The organism is Streptomyces katrae (assembly GCF_000966975.1).
Taxonomy (GTDB): domain Bacteria; phylum Actinomycetota; class Actinomycetes; order Streptomycetales; family Streptomycetaceae; genus Streptomyces; species Streptomyces katrae.
In genome coordinates this window covers 1-14,790 of sequence record NZ_JZWV01000449.1, presented here as the reverse complement: position 1 = coordinate 14,790, position 14,790 = coordinate 1, and the positions used below count along the sequence as shown (strand labels likewise).

Below are 14,790 nucleotides of genomic sequence, written 5' to 3'. Positions count from 1 at the left end.
CCCGTGAACTCCTCCAGCAGGAGGGCATCTTCGCGGGCGTCTCGACGGGCGCCGCCCTGCACGCGGCGATCGGCGTCGGCCGCAAGGCGGTGGCCGCCGGCGAGTCCGCCGACATCGTGTTCGTCGTGGCCGACGGCGGCTGGAAGTACCTGTCGACGGGCGTCTACACGGCGGCGACGACGGAGGAAGCGATCGAGGTCCTCCAGGGCCAGCTCTGGGCGTAGCCACCCCTGGGGGCTCTGCCCCCGGACCCCGGCGCCCCAAACGCCGGCGGGGCTGCACATGGCCCCGCCGGCGTTGAGGCGACCGGGCGCGGAGCGCACGGTACACACCCACCCGCCCCCACCCGCCGGCACTACTCCGCGAGGTGCTCCGCCAGGATCGCCGCATGGCTGGAGGCCGGGTCACGGACCGCCGTGAGCAGCGTCAGGGGGCCGGACGCCGCCAGGTCCCGGAGCCGGTCGAGTTCCGCCCCCGCCCCCGCGAGCTCCGCCTCGTACCGCCGCCGGAACTCCTCCGCCGAGCCGCCCCCGTGGAACCACTTCCTCAGCTCCGTCGACGGCGCGAGCGCCTTCGGCCACTGGTCCACCGCCGCCGCCTCCTTCGACAGCCCGCGCGGCCACAGCCGGTCGACGAGGACCCTTACGCCGTCCGCCCCAGGCTCGGGGGGATCGTAGACCCGCCGCAACCGGACGCCCCGGCCGCTCATCCGGCACCGCCCCCCAGCCCCTTGGCCTCGTCCCACAGCGCCGGGTCCAGCGTCCCGAGCATGCGGCGGAACTCCCACACGGAGACCTCCTGCGGCCGGTCCGCCTCCAGGAAGCCGCCGCGGCCCCCGACGCCCACCGTGCCCGGCGGCAGCGGGATGACCCCGGGCCGCCGGTCGTCGTACTTGCCGACGATCCACGCCACCCGCGCCGACTCCCGGTGCGGCCGCACCGACAGCACCAGGCAGGGCCGCCCGTCCGCCACGCTCCACAGCTCACCGGCCCGCACCCGCGGCGGCGGCCCGAGCCCGTGCGGCGGCGCCGGGGGAGCGTCCGCGCGCCTCCTGACGTGCCAGGGCAGCAGCACCACCCCCACCACGGCGACCGCCGCCACCACGGCGAACCACCAGGACGTGTCCATAAACCGACCGTAGCCGCGAGGGCCGACCCCGGCACGGCAACGACGCGGACGACGCGGCAACGCCCGTACCCCCCGTCGCTCCCCTGGGTGACAGCACAGGTGATTCCCCCCACAACGGCCTGCCGCGGAGGAGCGACCGGAGGTTCCGCGCCTTACGCTCGACGCACGCACGGCCCGCAATCCGTCCACGGACCGTCCACGGAGGTTCACGCTCCATGAAGCTCACCGTCGTCGGCTGTTCGGGGTCGTTCCCGTCCGCGGATTCGGCTTGTTCGAGTTATCTCGTCGAGGCCGACGGCTTCCGGCTGCTCCTCGACATGGGCAACGGCTCCCTCGGCGCGCTCCAGCGCCACTGCGGTCTCTACGACCTCGACGCGATCTTCCTGAGCCATCTGCACGCCGACCACTGCATCGACATGTGCGCCTACTTCGTCGCCCGCTACTACCGGCACGAGGGCGGCCGCTGCGGCCCCCTCCCCGTCTACGGGCCGGAGGGCACCGAGCAGCGCCTGACCACGGCCTACGAGGACGTCCCGGACGAGCGCTCGATGAGCGAGGTCTTCGACTTCCGCACCCTGAAGTCCGCGAGCTTCGAGATCGGCCCGTTCACGGTCCGCACGGAGCGGGTGTGCCACCCGGTCGAGTCGTACGGGATCCGCGTCGAGCACGGCGGGCGGGTGCTGGCGTATTCCGGGGACACCGGGGTCTGCCCCGAGCTGGGGATGCTGGCCGAGGGCGCGGACCTGTTCCTGTGCGAGGCCTCCTTCACGCACGGCAAGGAGGCCATCCCGGACCTCCACCTCAACGGCCGCGAGGCCGGGGAGTGCGCCCGCGCCGGCGGTGTCGGGCGGCTCGTGCTGACGCACATCCCGCCGTGGACGGACGCCGCGCAGAACCTGGCCGACGCCCGCGCGGTCTACGGCGGCAGCGTCGACCTCGCGTACGCCGGCGCCGTCTACGAGGTCTGACCCCGCCGGACACCACAGCACGACGGAGCCCCCGCCTCCCTTCCGGGAGAGCGGGGGCTCCGTCGCGTAGTTGCCGCCTACGAAACTGCGGGGGACCGGACCGCCGGTCCTACTTGGCCTCGGCCTTCGCCAGCTCGGCGAGCTCCTCGTCGGACTCGCGGCCCGGCGTCGGGAGGTTCCACTTGGTGATCGCGAAGCGGAAGATCACGTAGTAGAGGGCCGCGAAGCAGAGGCCGACCAGCGCCAGACCGGCCGGGTTCGTGGCCTTGCCGAGGTTCAGCAGGTAGTCGATGGCGCCGGCGGAGAAGCCGAAGCCGTCCTTCATGCCCAGCGCCCAGGTCAGGGCCATGGAGACACCGGTCAGCACCGCGTGGACCGCGTAGAGCACCGGCGCGATGAACATGAAGGTGAACTCGATGGGCTCGGTCACGCCGGTGACGAACGAGGTCAGCGCGAGGGAGAACATCATGCCGCCGACGACCTTGCGGCGCTCGGGACGGGCACAGTGGACGATCGCCAGGCACGCGGCCGGCAGGGCGAACATCATGATGGGGAAGAAGCCGGTCATGAACTGTCCGGCGCTCGGGTCGCCGGCGAGGAAGCGGGCGATGTCGCCGCTCTTGCCGTTGTACTCGCCCGCCTGGAACCACGGGAAGGAGTTGAGCAGGTGGTGCATGCCGACCGCGATCAGACCGCGGTTGGCGACGCCGAAGATGCCCGCGCCGACGGCACCCGAGCCGACGAGCCACTCACCGAAGTTGTGCAGACCGGTGCCGAGGACCGGCCAGATGAGACCGAAGACGATGCCGATCAGCAGACCGGCGAAGGCCGAGAGGATCGGGACGAGACGGCGGCCGCCGAAGAAGCCCGCCCACTCGGGCAGCTTGGTCCGGTAGAACTTCTGGTAGATCAGGGCGACGACGAGACCCATCACGACGCCGCCGAGCACCTTGGCGTCGACCGGCGCCTCGACCATGGCGACCTTCCCGTCGACCACCTTGGCGATCTTCGGGAGGTTGGAGTCGGTGAACGTGGCCAGCACGTTCTTGAAGACCAGGTAGCCGGTGACGGCGGCCAGGGCCGTGGAGCCGTCCGACTTCTTCGCGTAGCCGATCGCGATGCCCACGGCGAACAGCAGCGCCATGTTGTCCAGGATCGCGCCGCCGCCCGCGGACATGTAGCCGGCGATCTTGTTGATGAACTCCGGCATCGAGGCCGAGCCCAGCATGTCCTTGTCGCCGAGACGGACCAGCAGTGCGGCGGCCGGCAGCACCGCGACGGGGAGCATGAGGCTCCGGCCGATGCGCTGCATGACGGCCATCACGCCAGCGCCCTTCTTCTTCTCCGCAGCGGTCGCTGTGGACATGGGCTTCCTCCAGTGGGCAAGGCGCTGCCAGGGACAGGGGAAAATGGGGTGGCGGCGTCTCGGAAGAGACCACTGGCTGCTCGGCAGCTGCATGGTCTACACCATTAGGTGGTGTAGACCAGTTGTAGCACGGTCGGGGTTAGATAAGGAACCTTCGATTTTGTGTGGCCTGGGCCACAGGACGAAGGGCCTCCGGATCGCTGGATCCGAAGGCCCGGGCCTTGTGTCACAAGGCGGTCGGCGGCGTCACCGCCGCGTCGGTCACGCCTTGGTGTTCTCCGCCTGCATCGCCGCGATCTCCTCGTCCGACTCCCGCCCCGGCGTCGGGATGTCGAACGCCGTGATGGCGAAGCGGAACACCACGTAGTAGACGACCGCGAAACCCAGCCCGATCGGGATGATCAGCCACGGCTTGGTCGCCAGCCCCCAGTTGATGACGTAGTCGATCAGCCCCGCCGAGAAGCTGAACCCGTCGTGCACCCCCAGCGCCCACGTCACCGCCATCGACACCCCCGTCAGCAGCGCGTGCACCACGTACAGCATCGGCGCCACGAAGAGGAAGGAGTACTCCAGCGGCTCCGTGATCCCCGTGACGAACGAGGTGAGGGCCACCGACAGCATCAGCCCCCCGACCTCCTTGCGCCGCAGCGGCTTCGCGCAGTGCGTGATGGCCAGCGCCGCCGCCGGCAGCGCGAACATCATGATCGGGAAGAACCCGCTCAGGAACAGCCCCGCATGCGGGTCGCCGGCCAGGAACATGTTGATGTCCCCGTGCTTCACCACCCCGTCCGGCGTCGTGAACGAACCGAACTGGAACCACACCGGCACGTTCAGGAACTGGTGCAGCCCGATCACCAGGAGCGCCCGGTTCGCCACACCGAAGATCCCGCCACCCAACGAGCCCAGACCGATCAGCCAGTCCGAGAACCGCTCCAGAGCGTCACCCACCGGCGGCCAGATCCACAGGCACACCACCGCGAACGCGATCGCCACGAACGACATGATGATCGGGACGAGCCGGCGCCCGTTGAAGAATCCCAGCCAGTCCACCAGCTTCACCCGGTGGTACCGCTGCCAGAACCACGCCGCCAGCAGCCCCATCACGATCCCGCCGAACACCCCCGGGTTCTGGTACGTGTACCCCGCGAAGGTGTCCGTCGGGGTCAGACACCCGCCCCCGATGTCCCTCGTCCCCACCGGACACGCCTTCGGGAACGCGTGCAGCACCCCCCGGTAGACGAGGAACCCCGCCACCGCCGCCAGGGCGGTCGACCCGTCCGCCTTCTTGGCCATCCCGATCGCCACGCCCACGCAGAACAGCAGCGGAAGACCCAGGTCCGGGTCGAGCAGCGCCCCGCCCGCACCCGCCATCACCTTGGCCACCGGCGCCCAGTCCAGCCCGTCCTTGCCGAACACGTCCGGCTGCCCGAGCCGGTTCAGGATCCCCGCGGCCGGCAGCACGGCGATCGGGAGCTGCAGACTGCGCCCCATCTTCTGGAGCCCCGGGTACAGGCCGCTCCACCACTTCGGCTGCGGCGCCGCCTCGGCACTGCTCGCGCTCATCCGCGTCCTCCCTGGGCCGGCCCGTTTTGGCAGTCGCGGCACGTACGGCACACTGGTGTAGACCAGTTGCCGGGCAGGGTGCCGCTGATCGTCATCATTCGGCAGACCCCAGGCCCGTGCTCGCGTGGATAGGCCAACCGTGAGCTACCGTGACGAAGCGGACGCAGCTGGTTACGGCCGCCGAGACTCGTTCTTCGCCACACTCAGGGAGAAACACATGGCCACCAAGGCTGAGAAGATCGTCGCCGGGCTCGGCGGAATCGAGAACATCGAAGAGGTCGAAGGCTGCATCACCCGCCTGCGCACCGAGGTCGTCAACCCCGACCTCGTCGACGAGGCCGCCCTCAAGGCCGCCGGCGCCCACGGCGTCGTCCGCATGGGCACCGCCGTCCAGGTCGTCATCGGCACCGACGCCGACCCGATCGCCGGCGAAATCGAAGACATGATGTGAACCGCCCCGCGGAGCATGACCAGGACCCCGTACCGGCCCGACCGGACGGGGTCCACCCGTATCCGCCGCCGTCCCCTCCGCTCCCCCCACCCGTCACCCGGCCCGCCCCCACAGCGACTAGGCTCACAGCCATGTCTCGCATCGACGGCCGCACGCCCGAACAGCTCCGCCCGGTCACCATCGAACGCGGATGGAGCAAGCACGCCGAGGGCTCCGTCCTCATCTCCTTCGGAGACACCAAGGTCTTCTGCACCGCCTCCTTCACCGAAGGCGTCCCGCGCTGGCGCAAGGGCAGCGGCGAAGGCTGGGTCACCTCCGAGTACTCGATGCTCCCGCGCTCCACCAACACCCGCGGCGACCGCGAATCCGTCCGCGGCAAGATCGGCGGCCGCACCCACGAGATCTCCCGCCTCATCGGCCGCTCCCTCCGCGCCGTCATCGACTACAAGGCCCTCGGCGAGAACACCATCGTCCTCGACTGCGACGTCCTCCAGGCCGACGGCGGCACCCGCACCGCCGCCATCACCGGCGCCTACGTCGCCCTCGCCGACGCCATCACCTGGGGCCAGAAGAAGAAGCTCATCAAGGCCGGCCGCAAGCCGCTCACCGGCACCGTCGCCGCCGTCAGCGTCGGCATCGTCGACGGCGTCCCCCTCCTCGACCTCTGCTACGAGGAGGACGTCCGCGCCGAGACCGACATGAACGTCGTCTGCACCGGCGACGGCCGCTTCGTCGAGGTCCAGGGCACCGCCGAGGGCGAACCCTTCGACCGCAAGGAACTCAACGCCCTCCTCGACCTCGCCGCCGGCGGCTGCGCCGACCTCGAAGCCCTCCAGCTCGGCGCCCTGGACCTCCAGCTCCCGTAGGGGGTGCCCGGCGGACACCCCCTGGCAACCGCGCGGCACGGGCCCGCGTCTACGCCGGTACGGGCGCACGGTCTCACGGCCGCGCGCCCGTACGCGTATCCGTGCCCGTACCCACACCCCCGGGGGGACCACATGAACCTCACCCAGCCCAAACTCCGCCTGGCCGCCACGGCCCTCGCGGCTGCCCTGGCCGTCCCGGCCCTCACCTCCTGCGACGCCATCTCCACCGCGATGGACTGCGCCAACACCGCCGTGGCCATCACCAACGGCGTCAACAACCTCCAGCAGGCCGTCTCCAACGCCGGCAACAGCGTTCAGGACACCCAGAACGCGCTGAACCAGATCGACACCGACCTGAAGAAGATCAAGGACCAGACCGGCAACGCCGACCTCGGCAAGGCCGTCGACTCCATGACCACGGCCGTCAAGAACGTCCGCACCTCCGTCGAGCAGGGCAACACCGCCCCCGACATCAAGCCGGTCGCGGACGCGGCGGCGGAGATCTCCAAGGTCTGCACCCCGGGCTGACGGCCGCCCCGGCGGCTCCGCCCCGACCGGGATAATGGCGGCATGACCCGCCTGATCCTCGCCACCCGCAACGCGGGCAAAGTCACCGAACTCCGCGCCATCCTGTCCGACGCCGGCCTGCCGCACGAACTGGTCGGCGCGGACGCGTACCCGGAGGTCCCCGACGTCAAGGAAACCGGCGTCACCTTCGCCGAGAACGCCCTCCTCAAGGCCCACGCCCTGGCCCAGGCCACCGGATACCCCGCCATCGCGGACGACTCCGGCCTGTGCGTCGACGTCCTGAACGGCGCCCCCGGCATCTTCTCCGCCCGCTGGGCCGGCGCCCACGGCGACGACCGGGCCAACCTGGAACTCCTCCTGAGCCAGCTCGGCGACATCCCGGACGAACACCGCGGCGCCCACTTCTTCTGCGCGGCCGCCCTGGCCCTCCCGGACGGCACCGAACGCGTCGTGGAGGGCCGCCTCCTGGGCACCCTCCGCCACTCCCCGGTCGGCGGCGGCGGCTTCGGCTACGACCCGATCCTCCAGCCGACCGGCGAAACCCGCACCTGCGCGGAACTCACCCCGGCGGAAAAGAACGCCATCTCCCACCGAGGCCAGGCCTTCCGCGCCCTGATCCCGGTCCTCCGCGAACTCCTGGCCTGAGCCCCCGGCCCACCGCACAGCCCGAAGGCCCCGCACGCTGCTGCGTGGGGGCCTTCGGTGTGCGTGCGGTTGGGGGGACTCGAACCCCCACGGGTTTTACCCCACTGGGACCTAAACCCAGCGTGACTGCCAATTCCACCACAACCGCGACAGTTCGAGCAATTTGGACATTGCCCTGGAGTGGCTCCGCTCAGTCTACGGCGGAGGGTACCCGAAGGGCGACAAGGTCCCGTGCCCGCCGCCCGCACCGGGTGTCGGGGAGGGGATGGCAATTGGGGCACGGGTAGCGGAGGTTGACGAGCGGTCGCCGGGATTCCCGCCGTTGCGTCCGGCAAACGGAGCGGCCCGCACCGGGAGGGTGCGGGCCGCTTCGAGGGGGTGGGTGGGGGTCAGATGCCCAGGTCCTTGATGATCTTCGCTACGTGGCCGGTCGCCTTGACGTTGTAGAAGGCGTGCTCGACCTTGCCCTCCTCGTCGACGACCACCGTGGAGCGGATGACCCCGGTCACCGTCTTGCCGTACAGCTTCTTCTCGCCGAAGGCCCCGTACGCCGCCAGGACCTCCTTCTCCGGGTCGCCGACCAGGGTGACCTTCAGGTGCTCCTGCTCGCGGAACTTCGCCAGCTTCTCCGGCTTGTCCGGGGAGACGCCGATGACGTCGTAGCCGGCCGCGGCCAGGACGTCCAGGTTGTCCGTGAAGTCGCAGGCCTGCTTCGTGCAGCCCGGGGTCAGCGCGGCGGGGTAGAAGTACACGATGACCTTGCGGCCCTTGTGGTCCGCCAGCGAGACCTCGTTGCCGTCCGCGTCGGGCAGGGTGAAGGCGGGGGCGGTGTCGCCCGGCTGGAGTCGCTCGCTCATGTCAGTGCTCTCCTCGGGAGGGGATCCGTACGGCATGAGCCTAAGCTGACTGAGCTGACAGACTGTCCATGACGGATCAAGCCCATACAAGACGAGACACGACGACGGAGGCAGCGCGGTGCCGGAAGCCAGGACCCCCGCACAGATCGAGGCGGACATCGTCCGCCGCCGCGAGCAGCTCGCCGAGACGCTCGACGAGATCGGCGTGCGCATGCACCCGCAGACGATCATCGGGGACGCGAGGGCCAGGGTCTCCTCGGCGATCGACCACACCGCCGGGCGCGCCGTCGCGTGCGTGAACCGGCTGATCACCGACGTGAAGGACGGCCTGCGCCACGAGGACGGCGCCCCGCGCTTCGAGCGGATCGCCCCCGTCGCGCTGGTCGCGGCCGGCGTGGTCGGGCTGCTCGTGGTCTCCGTGCGCCGCAAGCGCTGATGTCGACCCTCCGGAGTGCGCGGCGCGCGCGGACAGGTAGGTTCGGGGCGTGAGCGAGAACACCACCCACGACAAGTTGCCCATCCGCATGCTCCACGACCGCGTGCTCGTGAAGTCAGACTCCCCCGAGGGCGAGCGGCGCTCGGGCGGCGGGATCCTCATCCCGGCGACGGCCGCGGTGGGCAAGCGGCTCGCCTGGGCCGAGGTGGTCGCGGTGGGGCAGAACGTGCGGAGCGTGGAGCCCGGCGACCGCGTGCTGTACGACCCCGAGGACCGCGCCGAGGTGGAGGTGCGCGGGGCGACGTACGTGCTGATGCGCGAGCGGGACCTGCACGCCGTGGCGGCGGAGCGGCTGGAGGGGTCGAAGGACTCCACCGGGCTGTACCTGTAGGGCTTGGCGGAGGGCCGGTGACGCTGGTCACCGGCCCTTTTGCACGCCCTTTGCTACGGTGGAGGGGAACCACCCCGACGAGACGCGCCGTACCGGGTAGCTGGGCCAGTGGGCCCGGCTCGACGCAAAGACGACGCACCCCCGTACCGCTCTCGTTCCGGAGGTGCCTGTCATGGCCTGGGTTCTTCTTCTCGTCGCCGGTCTGCTCGAGGTCGGCTGGTCGATCGGCATGAAGTTCACGGAGGGCTTCACCCGGCTGTGGCCGTCCGTGTTCACCGGTGCCGGGATCGTCGCCAGCATGGTGCTGCTGTCCTACGCGGCCAAGACGCTGCCGATCGGTACGGCGTACGGCGTGTGGGTGGGCATCGGTGCGGCCGGTGCGGCGGTGCTCGGCATGGCGGTGCTGGGGGAGCCCGTCACCGCCGCCCGGATCTTCTTCATCTGTCTGCTGCTGGTGGCGGTGGTGGGGCTGAAGGCCACCTCCGGGCACTGACGGCATCGATGGCACTGACGGCATCGATGGCACTGATGGCATTGATGGTGCTGATCATTCGAGGAACAGCGACGGGGGGCGGCGGCGCGGGGTGAGGCCGCCGGTGGTCTGGCCGCCGTTGGTTTCGCCGCCGCCCGTGGTTTCGCCGCCGGTGGTCTGGCCTCCGGTGGTCTGGCCTCCGTTCGTCTGGCCGCCGTTGTTCTGGCCCGCGTTGGTCTGGCCTCCGGTGTTCTGGCCGCCGTTGGTCTGGCCGCCCTGGGTCTGGCCTCCGGTGTTCTGGCCCCCGTTCGTCTGCCCGCCGTTGTTCTGGCCCGCGTTGGTCTGGCCCCCGTTCGGCGGGTTGGGGCGGCCGGTCTGGTCCGGGAGCCAGGGCGGGCGGCTGCCCTGGGGCTGCTGCGGGGTGGTGGGCTGGACCGGTGGCGGGGGCTGGGCCGCGCCCGGCTGGAGTTCCAGGTCGAAGTCCACGGGCTCCGTCCCGTCCAGGGCCTTCTTCGTGTAGGCCGCCCAGATCCGCGCCGGATAGCCGCCGCCGCCGAGGCGGGGTTCGCCGAGGGCTCCGTAGAGGGGCTGGAGGGTGCCCGTGTCGGGGTCCTGGCCCATGATCGAGACGACCGTCACGAGGTCCGGGGTGTACCCCGCGAACCAGGCGGCGCGGTCCTGCTCGGCGGTGCCGGTCTTGCCGGCCGCGGGGCGGCCGGCCGCGAGGGCCTCGGTGCCGGTGCCGTTGTCCACGACGCTGCCCAGCATGGAGGTGGTCGTGTCGGCCGCCTCCCGGCTGACGGCCTGCTGCGGGGTGCGGTCGGGCAGGTGGAGGCTTTCGCCCTCCTTGGTGATCTTCTCCACGAGGGTGTACGGGGTGCGCCGGCCGTGGTCGGCGAGAGTGGCGTACGCCTGGGCCATGTCCAGCACGCTGGCCTGCATGGTGCCCAGGGCCATGGCCGGGACGGCGTCGAAGTTGGGTGTGTCCTCGGGGACGCCGAGGGCGACCGCCGTCTGCTTGACCTTGTCCGTGCCGACGTCGACGACCATCTGGGCGAAGACGGTGTTCACGGAGAGGTCGGTGGCGGTGTTGACGGTGATCTGCCCGTACGACTGCTGGCCCTCGTTCTCGGGGGCGTAGGGGATGCGGGTGCCGACGACGGGCCGCCGGTTGTCCCCGTTGTAGAGGGTGTTCGGGGTGATGCGGCGGCCGTCGCGGGTGCGGGAGTCGTTCTCGACGGCGGAGGCGAAGACGAACGGCTTGAAGGTGGAGGCCACCTGGTAGTCGTGCCGGGTGGCGTTGTTGACGTACTGCTTGGTGTAGTCGATGCCGCCGTACATGGCGACGACCTTGCCGGTGGCCGGGTCGATGGAGGCCCCGCCGGCGCGCACCACCCGGTCCGCCGGCCGGGCCGCCGGGTCGAGCTTGTCGGCCATCTGCTTCTGGACGGCGTCGACGAAGGCGTTCTCGCGGCGCTTGTCGATGGTGGTGGTGATCCGGTAGCCGCCCTCGGCGAGGGTCTTCTCGTCGAGGATCTTGTGTTCGCTGATGTAGTCCTTGACGGCTTCGACCAGGTAGCCGCGCTGGCCGGAGAGCCCGGCGGCGGCGCGGACCTTGCCCGGTTCGGGGAAGACGGCCGCGGCCCGTTCCGCCGGGGTCATCCACTTCTTCTTGACCATGCCGTCGAGGACGTAGTTCCAGCGGGCCAGGGCGCGGTCGCGGCTCTGGGGGTGTGAGACGACATCGAAGGCGCTGGGGGAGTTGAGGAGGGTGGCGAGGTAGGCGCCCTCGGAGGTGGTGAGCTTGTTGACGTCCTTGCCGTAGTAGGCCTGGGCGGCGGCCTGGATGCCGTAGGCGTTGCGGCCGAAGTAACTGGTGTTCAGATAGCCCTCGAGGATGTAGTCCTTCGACTTCTCGCGACCGAGTTTGATCGCGATGAAGAACTCCTTGACCTTCCGTTTGATCGTCTGTTCCTGGCCCAGGTAGTAGTTCTTGACGTACTGCTGGGTGATGGTGGAGCCGGACTGCGTGCCCTTGCCGGTGGCGGTGTTCCAGGCGGCGCGGAGCATCGCCTTGGGGTCCACCGCCCGTTCGGAGTAGAAGTCGCGGTCCTCGGCGGCCAGTACGGCCTCCTGGACGGTCCGGGGGACCTGGGACAGCGGGACGTTGACGCGGTTGACCTCGCCGTCGCGGGCGAGCTGGGAACCGTCGGCGTAGAGGAACACGTTGGACTGGGCGGTGGCGGCCGAGTTGGCCGGCGGGATGTCGACCAGCAGGTAGCCGGCGACGAGCGCGCCGCCGATCAGCAGCAGGAGCAGCAGGACCGCGCCCAGCACCATCCGCCAGGTGGGGACGAGGCGGCGCCATCCGGTGCGCTTGCGTGGGGCCTTGCCCTTGGCCTTGGCCTTGGCCTTGGCCTTGCCGTTGGCCTTGGCCTTGCCCTGCGGCTTCGGGGTGTCCGGCTCACGAGGCGTCCAGCCCGGGGGTGGTGACTCGTCGCTCATCGCCGGGACTCCTCGTGACCGTATGAAATATCCACATCTGTACCTCATGGTGTCTACCCGATGGCCGCTTGTTCCGCCCCGGACGGGCATAAAACGGTCGCGTGGCTCGCCCCTCCGCACTAAGCTCGCGCGCTTTGGCCGACGTAGGAACGACGTGGGAAACGGAGGGATACGGTGCGTCTCTATCTGGCCGTCGCGGCGGGCGGGTTCCGGCGCTACGCGGCCTACGGGACGGCGACCGCCGCCGGGGTCTTCACCAATACGGTCTTCGGCTTCATCGTCGCGTACACGTACGTCGCCCTGTGGGACGAGCGCCCCCACCTCGGCGGCTACGACCAGGCGCAGGCCCTGACCTTCGTCTGGGTCAGCCAGTCCCTGCTGGCGGCCGGCTCGCTCATCGGCGGCGGCTTCCAGGAGGAGCTCCAGGAACGCATACGCACGGGTGACATCGCCGTCGACCTCTACCGTCCGGCCGACCTCCAGGCCTGGTGGCTCGCGACCGACCTCGGCCGGGCCGGCTTCCAGCTGCTGGGGCGCGGGCTGCTGCCCCTGCTGGCGGGGGCGCTGGCCTTCACCCTGGCGCTGCCGTCCGATCCGCTGCGCTGGCTGCTGTTCCTGCTGTCGGTCGCCCTCGGGCTGGTCGTCGGGTTCGGGGTGCGGTACCTGCTGGCGCTGGCCGCGTTCTGGCTGCTGGACGGGTCGGGGGTCAACCTGATGGCGACCGTGGTGACCATCTTCTTCTCCGGGATGCTGCTGCCGCTGACCGTCTTCCCCGGCGGCTTCGGCGAGGTGGTACGGCTGCTGCCGTGGGCGGCGATGCTCCAGGTCCCGCTGGACGTGCTGCTCGGCACGCACGCGGGGGCCGGGGGAGCGGTGCGGGCGCTGGGCTTCCAGGCCGTATGGGCGGCGGTCCTGCTGGGCGCGGGGCGGCTGGTGCAGTCGGCGGCCACGCGGAAGGTGGTGGTCCAGGGTGGCTGAGGTGACGGTGGCGGCGCGTCCGGAGGCGGGCGGGCCAGGGCGGCGGCCGTACGAGCCGGCGCGGGGGCGCGTCGGCCGGCTGCGCGAGGGGCTGCGGGGCTACCGGCTGATCGTGGGGATGTGGATCCGCTCGACGATGGCGTACCGGGCGTCGTTCCTGCTGGCCACCTTCGGGAACGCGGCGATCACGGTGCTCGATTTCGTCGCGATCACCATCATGTTCTCCCACGTGGACGCGCTCGGTGGCTTCACCCTGCCCGAGACCGCCCTCCTCTACGGGGCCTGCTCGGCCTCCCTGGGCCTGGCGGACCTGCTCCTCGGCAACACCGACCGGGTCGGCGCCCGGATCCGGGACGGCTCCCTCGACACCATGCTGGTGCGGCCCGTGCCGCTGCTCGCTCAGGTGGCCGCGGACCGGTTCGCGCTGCGGCGGCTGGGGCGGATCGCGCAGGGGCTGGGGGTGCTGGGCTGGGCGCTGTCGGAGCTGGACGTGGACTGGACGCCGGGGAAGGTGCTCCTGGTGCCGGTGATGGTGGTGGCCGGGGCGGGGATCTTCGGCGGGGTGCTGGTGGCCGGGGCGGCCTTCCAGTTCGTCGCCGGGGACGCGGCGGAGGTGCAGAACTCCTTCACGTACGGGGGCTGCACCATGCTCCAGTACCCGCCGACGGTGTTCGCGAGGGAGTTGCTGCGCGGGGTGACCTTCGTGGTTCCGCTGGCCTTCGTCAACTGGCTGCCCGCGCTGTACGTGCTGGGGCGGCCCGATCCGCTGGGGCTGCCGGGGTGGGTCGCGTTCCTGAGCCCGCTGGTGGCCTTCGCGGTGTTCCTGCCCGCGTCGCTGGCGTGGCGCGCGGGGGTCCGTTCGTACCGAAGCACGGGGAGCTAGTCGTGTCCGATGTCCTCATCTCTCTCGACGGGGTCGAGAAGGTCTTCGAAGTGCGGCGCCGGTCGGGGCTGATGCGCCGGGAGAAACGCCAGGTCAGGGCGGTGGACGGGATCAGCTTCGAGGTCGGGAGGGGTGAGGTGGTCGGCTACATCGGGCCCAACGGAGCCGGGAAGTCCACCACGATCAAGATGCTGACCGGCATCCTCACCCCGAGCGGCGGCCGGCTGCGCGTGGCGGGCATCGATCCGTCGCGGGAGCGGCTGCGGCTCGCGCACCGGATCGGGGTGGTCTTCGGGCAGCGGACCACCCTGTGGTGGGACCTTCCGCTGAAGGACTCGTACGGGCTGATGCGGCGGATGTACCGGATCCCGGCGGCCCGCTTCCGGGAGAACCTGGACCGCTGCGTGGACCGCCTGGACCTGGCCGCGCTGCTGGACGTACCGGTGCGGCAGCTGTCGCTGGGGCAGCGGATGCGCGGGGACATCGCGGCGGCGCTGCTGCACGATCCGGAGGTGCTGTACCTGGACGAGCCGACGATCGGGCTGGACGTGGTCAGCAAGGCGCGGGTGCGGGGGTTCCTTCGGCAGCTGAACGAGGAGCTCGGGACGACGGTGCTGCTGACGACGCACGACCTCCAGGACATCGAGCAGCTGTGCGAGCGGGTGATGGTGATCGACCACGGCCGGCTGATGTACGACGGCGTGCTGGGCGGTCTGCACGCGCTGGGGGAGGGCGGTGAGCGGACCCTGGTGG

The 14,790-nt window shown here is 70.7% G+C and carries 17 protein-coding genes, 1 tRNA gene, 1 pseudogene and 1 riboswitch; of the genes and pseudogenes, 12 read left to right on the top strand and 7 right to left on the bottom strand.

The features are described 5' to 3' along the window. Nucleotides 1–224, top strand: a pseudogene (gene cysM / locus VR44_RS17030) (cysteine synthase B); the annotation flags it as partial. Between the two features lie 131 nt (nucleotides 225–355). Here cysM and VR44_RS17025 read toward each other — a convergent pair. After that, nucleotides 356–709, bottom strand: a complete 354-nt coding sequence (locus VR44_RS17025) for a DUF488 domain-containing protein (RefSeq protein ID WP_045948359.1) — start codon at nucleotides 707–709, stop codon at nucleotides 356–358. Then, nucleotides 706–1,128: a hypothetical protein gene (locus VR44_RS17020; protein WP_045948358.1), complete on the bottom strand. Its 423-nt coding sequence runs from the start codon at nucleotides 1,126–1,128 to the stop codon at nucleotides 706–708. Before VR44_RS17020 ends, VR44_RS17025 begins: the two co-directional genes overlap by 4 nt. Nucleotides 1,129–1,343: 215 nt before the next feature. Here VR44_RS17020 and VR44_RS17015 point away from each other — a divergent pair, with 215 nt between their 5' ends. Beyond that, nucleotides 1,344–2,096 carry an MBL fold metallo-hydrolase gene (locus tag VR44_RS17015; protein WP_045948357.1) on the top strand — a complete coding sequence of 251 codons (753 nt, stop codon included), beginning with the start codon at nucleotides 1,344–1,346 and terminating at the stop codon, nucleotides 2,094–2,096. A 109-nt stretch (nucleotides 2,097–2,205) separates the two neighbouring features. Here the strand turns inward: VR44_RS17015 and VR44_RS17010 are convergent, their stop codons facing one another. Together VR44_RS17010 and VR44_RS17005 are read right to left on the bottom strand one after the other, a co-directional pair. Then, on the bottom strand, nucleotides 2,206–3,462 hold the full coding sequence (locus VR44_RS17010; protein WP_045948356.1) for a PTS transporter subunit EIIC: 1,257 nt from the start codon (nucleotides 3,460–3,462) through the stop codon (nucleotides 2,206–2,208). Between the two features lie 261 nt (nucleotides 3,463–3,723). Continuing rightward, nucleotides 3,724–5,025, bottom strand: a complete 1,302-nt coding sequence (locus tag VR44_RS17005) for a PTS transporter subunit EIIC (RefSeq protein ID WP_045948355.1) — start codon at nucleotides 5,023–5,025, stop codon at nucleotides 3,724–3,726. Nucleotides 5,026–5,149: 124 nt separating this feature from the next. Here VR44_RS17005 and VR44_RS17000 point away from each other — a divergent pair, with 124 nt between their 5' ends. The 4 genes from VR44_RS17000 (at nucleotide 5,150) to rdgB (ending at nucleotide 7,515) form a co-directional block, all read left to right on the top strand. Then, a complete protein-coding gene (locus VR44_RS17000; protein ID WP_342669359.1) occupies nucleotides 5,150–5,476 on the top strand; it encodes a PTS sugar transporter subunit IIB in 327 nt (108 codons plus the stop codon). A gap of 131 nt (nucleotides 5,477–5,607) precedes the next feature. Then, nucleotides 5,608–6,342 (top strand): ribonuclease PH, encoded by a 735-nt coding sequence (rph, locus tag VR44_RS16995; protein ID WP_045948353.1) that lies wholly within the window; start codon nucleotides 5,608–5,610, stop codon nucleotides 6,340–6,342. A gap of 132 nt (nucleotides 6,343–6,474) precedes the next feature. Next, nucleotides 6,475–6,870, top strand: a complete 396-nt coding sequence (locus tag VR44_RS16990; RefSeq protein WP_045948352.1) for a hypothetical protein — start codon at nucleotides 6,475–6,477, stop codon at nucleotides 6,868–6,870. 42 nt (nucleotides 6,871–6,912) lie between these two features. After that, the gene (gene rdgB / locus VR44_RS16985) at nucleotides 6,913–7,515 is read left to right on the top strand and encodes an RdgB/HAM1 family non-canonical purine NTP pyrophosphatase (RefSeq protein ID WP_045948351.1); all 603 of its coding nucleotides are present in this window, start codon (nucleotides 6,913–6,915) and stop codon (nucleotides 7,513–7,515) included. 64 nt (nucleotides 7,516–7,579) lie between these two features. Here rdgB and VR44_RS16980 read toward each other — a convergent pair. Then, nucleotides 7,580–7,663: transfer RNA gene (locus tag VR44_RS16980), tRNA-Leu, on the bottom strand. Between the two features lie 241 nt (nucleotides 7,664–7,904). Beyond that, nucleotides 7,905–8,372, bottom strand: coding sequence for a thioredoxin-dependent thiol peroxidase (gene bcp / locus VR44_RS16975; protein WP_045948350.1), 468 nt, complete (start codon nucleotides 8,370–8,372; stop codon nucleotides 7,905–7,907). A 118-nt stretch (nucleotides 8,373–8,490) separates the two neighbouring features. On the opposite strand from bcp, the gene VR44_RS16970 reads away from it, so the two are divergent. The 3 genes from VR44_RS16970 to VR44_RS16960 all read left to right on the top strand — a co-directional run bounded on the left by VR44_RS16970 (nucleotide 8,491) and on the right by VR44_RS16960 (nucleotide 9,692). Continuing rightward, a complete protein-coding gene (locus tag VR44_RS16970; protein ID WP_045948349.1) occupies nucleotides 8,491–8,808 on the top strand; it encodes a DUF3618 domain-containing protein in 318 nt (105 codons plus the stop codon). 49 nt (nucleotides 8,809–8,857) lie between these two features. After that, a complete protein-coding gene (locus VR44_RS16965) occupies nucleotides 8,858–9,199 on the top strand; it encodes a GroES family chaperonin (RefSeq protein WP_031150129.1) in 342 nt (113 codons plus the stop codon). A 52-nt stretch (nucleotides 9,200–9,251) separates the two neighbouring features. Next, nucleotides 9,252–9,339, top strand: a riboswitch (guanidine-III (ykkC-III) riboswitch). Nucleotides 9,340–9,371: 32 nt separating this feature from the next. Beyond that, nucleotides 9,372–9,692: a DMT family transporter gene (locus VR44_RS16960; protein WP_030158619.1), complete on the top strand. Its 321-nt coding sequence runs from the start codon at nucleotides 9,372–9,374 to the stop codon at nucleotides 9,690–9,692. A gap of 54 nt (nucleotides 9,693–9,746) precedes the next feature. On the opposite strand, the gene VR44_RS16955 is transcribed toward VR44_RS16960, so the two are convergent. Beyond that, nucleotides 9,747–12,176, bottom strand: coding sequence for a transglycosylase domain-containing protein (locus VR44_RS16955; protein ID WP_045948348.1), 2,430 nt, complete (start codon nucleotides 12,174–12,176; stop codon nucleotides 9,747–9,749). 174 nt (nucleotides 12,177–12,350) lie between these two features. On the opposite strand from VR44_RS16955, the gene VR44_RS16950 reads away from it, so the two are divergent. The 3 genes from VR44_RS16950 to VR44_RS16940 form a co-directional block, all read left to right on the top strand. Next, the gene (locus tag VR44_RS16950) at nucleotides 12,351–13,154 is read left to right on the top strand and encodes an ABC transporter permease (RefSeq protein WP_045948347.1); all 804 of its coding nucleotides are present in this window, start codon (nucleotides 12,351–12,353) and stop codon (nucleotides 13,152–13,154) included. Further along, nucleotides 13,147–14,037, top strand: coding sequence for an ABC transporter permease (locus VR44_RS16945; protein WP_094191707.1), 891 nt, complete (start codon nucleotides 13,147–13,149; stop codon nucleotides 14,035–14,037). Before VR44_RS16950 ends, VR44_RS16945 begins: the two co-directional genes overlap by 8 nt. Nucleotides 14,038–14,039: 2 nt before the next feature. Beyond that, the coding region (locus VR44_RS16940; protein WP_045948346.1) for an ABC transporter ATP-binding protein at nucleotides 14,040–14,790 on the top strand (751 nt) is incomplete at its 3' end.

Excerpts from the sequence above, each read along its gene's own strand:
- VR44_RS17025 (WP_045948359.1), bottom strand. The coding sequence starts at position 709 with ATGAGCGGCCGGGGCGTCCGGTTGCGGCGGGTCTACGATCCCCCCGAG.
- VR44_RS17020 (WP_045948358.1), bottom strand. The coding sequence starts at position 1,128 with ATGGACACGTCCTGGTGGTTCGCCGTGGTGGCGGCGGTCGCCGTGGTG.
- VR44_RS17015 (WP_045948357.1), top strand. The coding sequence starts at position 1,344 with ATGAAGCTCACCGTCGTCGGCTGTTCGGGGTCGTTCCCGTCCGCGGAT.
- VR44_RS17010 (WP_045948356.1), bottom strand. The coding sequence starts at position 3,462 with ATGTCCACAGCGACCGCTGCGGAGAAGAAGAAGGGCGCTGGCGTGATG.
- VR44_RS17005 (WP_045948355.1), bottom strand. The coding sequence starts at position 5,025 with ATGAGCGCGAGCAGTGCCGAGGCGGCGCCGCAGCCGAAGTGGTGGAGC.
- rph (WP_045948353.1), top strand. The coding sequence starts at position 5,608 with ATGTCTCGCATCGACGGCCGCACGCCCGAACAGCTCCGCCCGGTCACC.
- VR44_RS16990 (WP_045948352.1), top strand. The coding sequence starts at position 6,475 with ATGAACCTCACCCAGCCCAAACTCCGCCTGGCCGCCACGGCCCTCGCG.
- rdgB (WP_045948351.1), top strand. The coding sequence starts at position 6,913 with ATGACCCGCCTGATCCTCGCCACCCGCAACGCGGGCAAAGTCACCGAA.
- bcp (WP_045948350.1), bottom strand. The coding sequence starts at position 8,372 with ATGAGCGAGCGACTCCAGCCGGGCGACACCGCCCCCGCCTTCACCCTG.
- VR44_RS16960 (WP_030158619.1), top strand. The coding sequence starts at position 9,372 with ATGGCCTGGGTTCTTCTTCTCGTCGCCGGTCTGCTCGAGGTCGGCTGG.
- VR44_RS16955 (WP_045948348.1), bottom strand. The coding sequence starts at position 12,176 with ATGAGCGACGAGTCACCACCCCCGGGCTGGACGCCTCGTGAGCCGGAC.